The 9241-nt window shown below is 67.6% G+C and carries 5 protein-coding genes; all 5 read right to left on the bottom strand.

Features of this window, described 5'->3' with window-relative positions; translation table 11 throughout:
• Positions 1 to 71: 71 nt before the first annotated feature.
• Positions 72 to 2456, bottom strand: a complete 2385-nt coding sequence (locus ABD729_RS07800; RefSeq protein WP_344709598.1) for a glycoside hydrolase family 3 protein — start codon at positions 2454 to 2456, stop codon at positions 72 to 74.
• Between the two features lie 80 nt (positions 2457 to 2536).
• A complete protein-coding gene (locus ABD729_RS07795) occupies positions 2537 to 3727 on the bottom strand; it encodes an MFS transporter (protein WP_344709597.1) in 1191 nt (396 codons plus the stop codon).
• Entirely contained in the window at positions 3717 to 4775 is a 1059-nt protein-coding gene (locus ABD729_RS07790) for a LacI family DNA-binding transcriptional regulator (protein ID WP_344709596.1), read from the bottom strand. The genes ABD729_RS07795 and ABD729_RS07790 overlap by 11 nt, the downstream gene beginning before the upstream one ends.
• 4 nt (positions 4776 to 4779) lie before the next feature.
• Complete coding sequence (locus ABD729_RS07785) at positions 4780 to 5826, bottom strand: glycoside hydrolase family 16 protein (RefSeq protein WP_344709594.1); 1047 nt, start codon at positions 5824 to 5826, stop codon at positions 4780 to 4782.
• Positions 5827 to 5905: 79 nt separating this feature from the next.
• The gene (locus ABD729_RS07780; protein WP_344709593.1) at positions 5906 to 9211 is read right to left on the bottom strand and encodes a TonB-dependent receptor; all 3306 of its coding nucleotides are present in this window, start codon (positions 9209 to 9211) and stop codon (positions 5906 to 5908) included.
• Between the last annotated feature and the right edge of the window lie 30 nt (positions 9212 to 9241).

Raw genomic sequence — 9241 nt, 5'->3', positions numbered from 1 at the left:
GATCGGCTGGTGCAGCTACGGCCATGTCGTCGTTTCCCCCTGGTATCGAACAGCAGCGCGGCGACCGCCTGCTAGAATGAGCACTCCATGCCTGCCGGCATATCCTGCCGCGCAAGCCGCGCAATCTTGAGGTTGAGCGGACCTGCGCTGCTGATCGACAGCGTCCGGCCCGTCGCGGGCGCGCAGGCGCTGGTGATCACCATTTCTCGCCAGCCCTTGCCGGCCGATGCCTTGAGCCCACCGGTGATATCGATCGCCTTGCCACCCGTCCTCAGCGTGACCGCGGCAGTCGGAGCATCGGCGATCTGGTACACCAGGCGGAACCCGCCCTTGCCGCGCGCAGCGTCGGCAAAGGTCAGCGTCGACCCTGGCGCAAAGCTGATCTCGCGCGCGTCTTCCTGGCGATTGCGATCGATGCCCCTGGCAACAATCCCGGTGCCAGTGCCGCGTAGGTTGGGCAGCAGGACGTCGCCGCCCCGGGCGGTGATCCCGGCGCCAAGTCGCCCGAGGTCGAACCATTCGGCCGACCGCGTATCGAGGATCGGGCAGGCTTCGGACAGTTTCGCCAGTCCGCCCAGCTGACCGAACGACAGGCCGTACCCGCGCTCGAACAGCGCTCCCTGCGGCCCATTGACCGGCTGGCCGGTGCAGGCGGCAGGCCAGCTGAACGACAGCCGTCCCGTCGGCGCGCGGCGGCCATAAAGCATGTCGGCAACGCCCGCCCCTTCGCCGCCCGGAAGCCAGCTTGCGACAAAGGCGTCGGCGGCGTTCAGTTCGCGGTTCATCCACAACGGGCGCCCCGACAGGAACAGCGCCACGGTCCGGATCCCGGCCTTGCGATACTTGCGCAACAGGTCGAGCCCTTCGCTATCGGCGAAAACGAGGTCCTTCCGGTCGCCTGCGAACTCGGCATAGGGCTTCTCGCCGAACACCACGACCGCGACGTCGGGCCTGGCCGAAAAGCTGCCGTCCGGCGACAGCGTCGCCTTCCCGCCGGCCTGCGTCGCCGCGTCGCGAAGCCCGGCCCAGATCGACGTGGCGCCGGGGAAGCGCGCGTTGGTCAGTTCCTCGCCGCCCTGCCAGGTCAGCGTCCATCCGCCCGCGGCCTGCGCGATGTCGTCGGCCGCGCGGCCGGCAACGAGGATCGACGCCCCCGGCTTGAGCGGCAGCACGCCATCGTTCTTGAGCAGCACCTGGCTCTTCGCCACCGCTTCGCGGGCAAGCGCGCGATGTTCGGGCGATCCGAGCAGCGACAGCTTGCCGCCGTCGAACCGCTCCGACGGCCGCTTTGCGCCAGCGTCGAGCAGCCCGGCGCGAAGCTTCATCCGCAGCACGCGGGTGACCGCTTCATCCAGCCGGGACATCGGGATCGTCCCGTCCTTCACCTGCGCCAGCAGGCTGGCGTGAAGTGCCTTCGCGTCGTCCGGCACCATGTAGATGTCGAGCCCGGCGAGGAGCGCCTGGGGACAGTTGGAATTGGTGCAGCCGGGGATCTGCGCATGTCCGTTCCAGTCGCCGACAACGACCCCCGTGAAGCCCATCCTCCCGCGCAGTAGGCCGGTCAGCAGCGGTTGGTTGCCGTGCATCTTGGTGCCGTTGATCGAATTGAAGCTGGCCATCACCGCTTCGACCCCCGACGCGATCGCCGCCGGATAGGGACGCGCGTGGATCGCCTCGAGGGCGGCGATGTCACCATCGACATTGCCCTGGTCGACACCCTGCGCGGTGCCGCCGTCGCCGAAGAAATGCTTGGCGGTGGCGATCACATGGCCCTGTCCGATGTGGCCGGTGGGGCTCGTCTTGCCCTGCAGGCCCTCGACCAGCGCCGCGCCCAGCTCGACGACGATCGCGGGATCTTCGGAATAGCTTTCGTAGGTCCGCCCCCAGCGATCGTCCTGCGCGACCGCCACGGTGGGCGAGAAATTCCAGTCGATGCCGGTGGCGGCAATCTCCGCCGCGGTAGCAGCGCCGATCCGGCGGACAAGGTCGGGGTCGCGCGCCGCGCCAAGGCCGATATTGTGCGGGAAGATGGTCGCGCCGACGACATTGGTATGGCCGTGGACCGCGTCGGTTCCCCAGATCGCCGGAATCGCCGGCTCGCCACCGGGAAGCGGCGCGGTCGAGGCATCCCACATCTCGTCGGCAAGCTTCAGCCACGCCGCCGCGGGGGCGAACTCATCGCCATAGGGTCCGCCATTGCCGCCATTCAGGTAGCTGCCATAGCGGTAGGTCCGCATCTCCTCGGGCGTGACCGAATTGATCTGCGGCTGGATCAACTGCGCGACCTTGCGCTCGAGCGACATGCGCGACAGCAGCGCGGCGATGCGTGCGTCATCGGATTGCGGTTGCTCAGGGGTGGCGGCGGGAGGGACTGCTGCAACGGGTGCCGGACGCTCGGCAGTGTTGCAGGCCGCAATCAGGCTAGCCCCACTGAGCACCGCCAGCGATTTCCACATTCGTCCCGCCACGCAACCGGCCCCACTCTTGAGAACGTTCTCAAGAACGTCTTGCATGCACCTTACGGTTTTGCAAGCGACTAAACCGGGCGCGACATGCCGATCAGCAGGATCGTCGCGGCGGCGGCAAAGGCGGCCAGTGCGATGAACAGTCCCGTGAAGCCGAAATGGGGCACCAGCGCGAGGGTCAGCCAGGGCGTCACCAGCGACGGCGCGGTGTTGGTGAGGTTGAACAGGCCAAGGTCGCGCCCGCGCGATCTGGCCCGCGGCAGCACCCGCAAGGTCTGCGCGCTGTGCAGCGACAGGAAGACCGACGCGGCAAGTCCGAACAGCATGTATCCGGCGATCGCGGTCCCAAGGCCCGGCGCTCCCGCCATGACCAGCAAGCCGATCGCGGCGGTCCCCGCGCACAGGGCCAGCGGCGTGAAGGGCCGGTCGTGGCGATCCGCCCAGCGGCCGGCGCCAAGCGCCAGCGGGACGGCGCCAAGCAGGATCAGCCCGAAGATCTGCGCCACCTGCGCGTCGCTCATCCCCGGGTCGATGCTGCGCAGCCAGAACAGGAGATAGGCGAACAAGGCGGCCTCCGACACCTGCACCATCAGCCGCGCCAGCCACATCCGCGCAACCTCGCCGCGAGGTCGGCGGCGGGCATGATCGACACTTCCTTCCACGCTCGAGATCGCAACGGTCCGCGGGCGGCCGACCAGCAGGACGGGCGTCACACACAACACAACCAGCAGCGCGACCAGCCACAGCCGCGTGTCGGCAGCGGCAAGGCCCGGAGCCGTCACCAGCACCCCTGCCCCGGCCCCGGCCGCCGGGGCGAAGGACAAGAGGCCGCCCAGCGTCCCTTTCTGCGCGTCGGGCACCTCGTCCCCCGCCCAGGCGGCGAGCGGCGCAAGCATCATGTTGAGCGCGACCTGCCACGCGACCAGCAGGAGGATGACCGCCGACGCGCTCACCACCGCGCCGAAAGCGCCAAGCAGCAGGCACGACGACACTAGCCCCGCCGCGATCCACGGCACGCGTGCCCTGGTCACGTCGCTCGCCCAGCCGAAGGTGATGTTCGAAACGCTTGCCGCCACCGCGCCTGCGAATGTCGCATAGGCCAGCAGGGCGATATCGCCGGTGCCGGCCATGGCGGTGACGCGGGTCGGCAGGAGGATGGTCAGGAACGGAACATAGGCGATCGCGCCCCCGGCCACGGCCAGCGCGTACAACCAGAGGAAACGCCGCGACTGGAGCGCTTCGCCGCCCGCCTCAGCCGGCAACCGGCACCGGCCCGGTGGAAGCGCGCTCGATGAGGCGGGCGGGGATGTTCACCGGCCGCGCAAGCAGTTCTTCTCCCCGGCTTTCGGCGATCAGCAGCTCGACCGCGCACGACACCGTTTCGGCAATCGGCTGGTCGATCGCCGTCAGCGGCGGGTTGGCGAAGGTGGTGACGGGCGTGTTGTCGAAACTGACGATCGACAGGGCGGCCGGGACGGCAATGTCCATCTGCGCGGCGGCGTCCAGCGCGGCCAGCGCCATCTGATCGTTACTGGCGATGATCGCGGTCGGCCGGGGCGATAGTTCGAGCAGCGCGCGGGCCGCGGCGAGCCCGGAATCGTAGCTGAAGTCGCCGCGCAGGCAGAGGCCGTCGACGGGCAGTCCGGCCTCCTTCATCGCGCCCAGCCACCCCGCCTTGCGCCAGTCGCTCAGCGAATATTCCTTCGATCCCGCGATAAAGCCGATCCGCCGATGCCCAAGCGCGATCAGGCGCTGGGTCGCCTCGCGGGCGGCGTCCTCGTCCCCCATGACGATCGGGATCCCGCCATTCTTCCCCTTCGATCCGATCCGCGCGAAGGGCACGCGGCGGCTTTGCAGAAAGCCCGTGATCAGCGGATTGTCCGAATGCGGCGGGGTCAGGATGACGCCGTCGGGCTGCAGGGACGCCAGCGTCGCGGCCAGTTCTCGTTCGACGTGGTCGTCGTGCGTATCGACCAGTTCGAACAGCATGCGATAGCCGTGCTCTGCGCATTTGAGCATTCCACCCAGCAGCATCTGGTCGACCCAGTCCGAACCCTGTCGCGCGCGCCACGCTTCGAGCGTGCGGTCGCGGTCGTTCAGCGCGAGGATGAGGTAAGAACGCGACCCGCTCATCCGCTGCGCCGCGATCGAGGGAATGTAGCCGAGCCGGTCGATCGAGGCCTGAACCCGTTCGCGCATCTCCTCGCGGACATTGGGCTCGGCGTTGATCACCCGGCTCACCGTCTGAAGCGATACGCCCGCATCGGCGGCGACATGCTTGATCGTGACGGCCTGGCGCCTTCTCGGCATCGGTTCAGCGGTCTCCCTTGCAGGAGGCCCCGCTAGCCGCGACCGGCCGGCATTGCCAGACCCGCACCCAGTCCACCTGCATCCGCTGCGGCCAGATCGTCTCGTCGACGCCCTTCACCCCGCGTTCCTCGGATAGCCCGCCCCCGACCGCGAGGTTGAGGATGAGGTGGAACGGCCGATCGAACGGCGCATCGGGATCGCGCGACGCGGCGCTCCACCATTCGCCGCGGCGCTTGGTCGCATAGACCCGGCCGTCGTAGGTCCAGTCGATCCGGCCCGGTGCCCAGACGATGCCGAAGGTGTGAAAGCCATCGAGGACGCCCGGTGCATTGGTCTCGGTGCTGTTGAACGCATTCTTGGGCCACTGCCCGCCAAAGTGGAGCGTACCGAGGATCGTGTTCTCGCGCCCGCCAGGACATTCCTTGCACGCGACGCCGAGATTGACCGCTTCGAGGATGTCGATCTCGCCCGACGCAGCCCATGCCCCATAGGCCTGTTCCTCGGGAAGCATCCAGATCGCGGGCCACGTTCCCTGCCCTGCCGGAAGCTTGGCGCGGATCTCGATCCGGCCGTAGCGCCATGCCGCCTTGCCCCGGGTCACCATCCGGGCAGAGGTATAGTCGCGGGTCGCGCGCTCGGCGGCCTTGTCCGGCGCGGTGCGCATATGTGCGGGCAGCGCCGGCCCTGCGAAACGCTCCTTGCGGGCGGTGATCGTCAGCAGGCCGCCCGCCACCGCGGCATTGGCCGGCCGGTCGGTATAGCATTGCCGTTCGCTGTTGCCGCCGCCCCAGCAGTCGCGGTCGAAATCCCACTTGGCCCGGTCAATCGACGAGCCTGCGAATTCGTCCGCCCAGACCAGCTGCCATCCCGCCTCACCGCCCGGTTCGCGCGCCGCGCCCGCGGAGGGCAGGGCGACCTTGGCGACGATCTTGGCCGGGCTGTCGGGCCCGAGCGGCGGAGCCGAACTGCCGGCCGGGGCGGCGGCCGCGGCGGAAGAGCCGCCAAGCGCGAGAGCGACCGGCAGGGCGATGAACGATGGACGCAGTCTCACTCCGGCAACCTCCTCCGGCACGGGTGGCCGTTGCTGGATTGACCAAAGGGTCAACGCAAGGCCACCCAATTCCGGTTCGTCAGAATTCGAACCTTGCGAGGAAGGTGAAGCGGCGATCGTTGCGGAACGCCGAGCGGGTCACCCGGTTGCCCTGGAAGTCGATCACCTGCGTGGTCCGGGTCACCTCGTCGAGGAGGTTTACGCCCTGCACGCCAAGCTTCAGCTGCTTGCTGAGGTTATAGAAGACCGATGCGTCGAGCTGGCCGCCGCCTTCCTGCCAGATCGGCGAGAAGGGGAAGATGTCGTCGCGGGGCGTGATCAGGAAGTCCGACCGCCAGTTGTAGGCCGTGCGCGCCGCGAACTTGCCCTTTTCGTAGAAGAGGACGGCGTTGGCGGTGTGCTTGGAAATCCCCGCCAGCGGCTGGCGCGAGGCGAAAGAACTGCGCGAAGCGCCGCCGACCTGCGTGTTGGTGAAGTCGCCGCCATCCACATAGGTGTAGGTCAGCTGGGTGCCGAACCCGCTGAGCAGCCCGGGGAGGAAGTCCCAAGCATGCTGGTAGGCGATTTCGAAGCCCTTGAGCTTGCCGCCACTGCTGTTGATCGGGCCGTTGACCTCGACCGGGATGGTCACGCCCTTGGGACTGGTGAACGGCACCAGCGCGATGCCGCCGTTCACTATGCCCTTGATGTCCTTGTAGAACATCGCCGCGGTCAGCGACCCGACCCGCGCGAAATACCATTCGAGCGAGAGATCATAGTTCCACGAGGTCACCGGACGCACGTTGCGGTTGCCGGTGAACAGCTGGAACAGCGGCCCGTTGGCAAGCGTGCCCTGCGCCCGAAGGTCGTTGGTATTGTCGCCGATCGAACCGCCCGAAGAGAACAGGTTGAGGTCCGGCCGCGACAGGCCCTTGGACACCGCGACGCGCGCCAGCATGCCGCGTCCGAAATCGAACCGCGCGTTGAAGCTCGGCAGGAAGTGGTCGAAGGTGATCGCGCGATCGTCGACCAGAAACTCACCCGTATGGGCGTCGGCGAATTCCTGCTGGCGGGTGGTCGACAGGCTGCAATAGCCCGGCAGCGCCTGGCCCGGCGGGGTCTGCTGGCACGACGCGGTGATCTCGGCGACCTGGACCTTGCCGTCCTTGTTGCCGGCCGGCCCGTTGTCGAAGAAGAAGCCGTTGGGGAAGCCGATCAGGCCCGCCGTCTTGACCCGGGTCTGGACGTAGCGGAGGCCGAAGTTGCCATCGACCTTCACCCCGTCGCTCAGCTGCGTCCCGAAATCGATGCGGCCGTAGGCAGCCTTGGTGACTTCGCCGACGTCGCTGATTTCAGGCGGGCAGAACGGTCCGCAGGTGACGGTCGTGCCGTCGATCTGCGTGAAGGACCGGCCCTGCACCCCGAAGAAGGGGTTGGGGGTCTGCGAGAAGGTGTTGATCTCCTGCGCCTGCTTCTTCGAGATACCGGCCAGATATTCGCCGAGGAAATCGTCGCCGCCGAAGAAGTAGGCCGATCCGCCCGGCAGCGGGATGGGCGCGTTGCCGCGCTGGAAATTGTCCGCGAACGGGCTGCGCACCGACGAATATTTAGGGAAGTCGTTGACGTAGGCGCCGCCCGCGATCGCGAATTCCTGGCCTGGAAGCCCGGTGAAGAAGCGGCCCGGGACGAACGGGCAATTGGGGCCCGCATTCCACGGCGCGCACCCGGCGCGGCCCGCCCACGGGGCCGACAGATTGCCCCAGGTGCTGAAATTGGTGTTGCGGGTGGTGCGATCGCGATCGGCCCACCGCGCGCCGAACCGCGCCTTCTTGAAGAAGCCAGTTTCGCTGATGTCGAATTCGCCGTCGGCGCGCAGGCTGCTGAGCTTGGCGTCGTTCTTCTCGAGGCTGTCGAGGAGGAACCAGTAATAGGTCGAAAAGCCGCTGGAGAAATAATCCGCCGGCGAGCCCTGCGGCGCAAGGAAGGTGACCTGCGGGGTCTTGCCCGACGCGTCGATCGCAACGTCCGCCCAGGTGTTCATCGCGCCGATCACCGAATCGCGCGACAGGTCGGACTTGATGCGCTGCGCTTCGAAGTTGAGGCGCAGGCGATCGGTGACGTTCCACTTGGCGTCGAACGAGAAATCCTCGGTCGTGCCCTTGGCCTTGCGCTGGAAGCGCACGCTCTCGAGCGGGATGCCGCCGCGGCCGAACGGATTGGCATAGGCATCGCCCGGACGCTGGGTCAGGATGCCGCTCTGGAAGATGTTGTTGGAATCGAACTTCCAGGTGCTTCCGGCGCGCGGGACCGGGAACAGGGCATCGTCATTGACCTGCGCGAGGAGCGCATATTCATCGGTGAAGAAAGTGGTCTTGGAACGCAGCCATTCGGCGGTCGCGACGAAATTGCCGCCCGGCGCTTCCCACTGGACGCTCGCATTATAGGCGCGGCGCTTGCGCTCGAGTTCGGTGGTGCGGACGCCGGCGCCCTTGGGCGCAACGACCGTGCCCGGCGGCGGGAAGTTCGCCTCGGTGAAGTTGGGAGTGCTTCCAAAGCCCGCGGAATCGACCGGGACGACGCGCAGGCACGGCCCGTCAAGCGACGCCTTGCGGTAGCAGGGGTCGGTCAGCTGCGACGCGTCGGTGCGCGACGTCAGCTTGGAATCCGCAAAGCCGGCCTGGAGGCCGAAGGTACCGATGCCGGTATCGAAGGTGTTCGACACCAGGAACGAGACGCCCGGCGTCCACTTCTTGGCCATGTCGCCGTAATTGGCTTCGACCGTTCCGGCGATGGTCAGGCCACGCTTGTCGAGCGGCTTGCGGGTGACGAGGTTGACGGTGCCCGAAATGCCGCCGTCGACCATGTCGGCGGTGACGTTCTTGAACACCTCGACCCGGCCGAGCAGTTCGGGCGACAGGTCGTTGAAGCTCAGTTCGCGCCCGCCGGTGGCGGAAAAGATGTCGCGGCCATTTAGCTCGGAACGGACGAACGGAAGGCCGCGCAGGATGACGCCGGTGCCCTCGACCGAGAAACGGTCGGGATCGCTGGTCTTCTCGAAGCGTCCGATGTTGATGCCCGGAACACGTTGCAGCGCCTCGGCGACGGAGCGGTCGGGAAGCGCGCCAATGTCCTCGGCGGTGATGACGTCGACCACCGTGTCGGCGCGCCTCTTGCGCGACTGCGCGCTGCCCAGCGCGGCGCGGAAGCCGGTCACCACGATGTCGCCGGAATCGGCCGTCGCTTCCGGCGTGGTAGCGGGCTCTTCTTCCTCCTTGGGCGGGGGCGATTTGGCGGGCGCACTCTGCTGCGCGAAGGCCGGCTGTGCCGCGATCAGGGCAAGCGCGGAAGCGCTTCCGAGCGTGCACCAGCGAATTGCGTCAAGACCGATCCGATGGCCGCGAATCATGTGTTAGTCCCCCTGCCAAAAATGCAATGC

The sequence above is a fragment of the Sphingomonas humi genome (genome assembly GCF_039536725.1).
In the GTDB taxonomy this organism is placed as follows: domain Bacteria; phylum Pseudomonadota; class Alphaproteobacteria; order Sphingomonadales; family Sphingomonadaceae; genus Sphingomicrobium; species Sphingomicrobium humi.
This window is presented reverse-complemented; position numbering and strand designations above follow the sequence as displayed.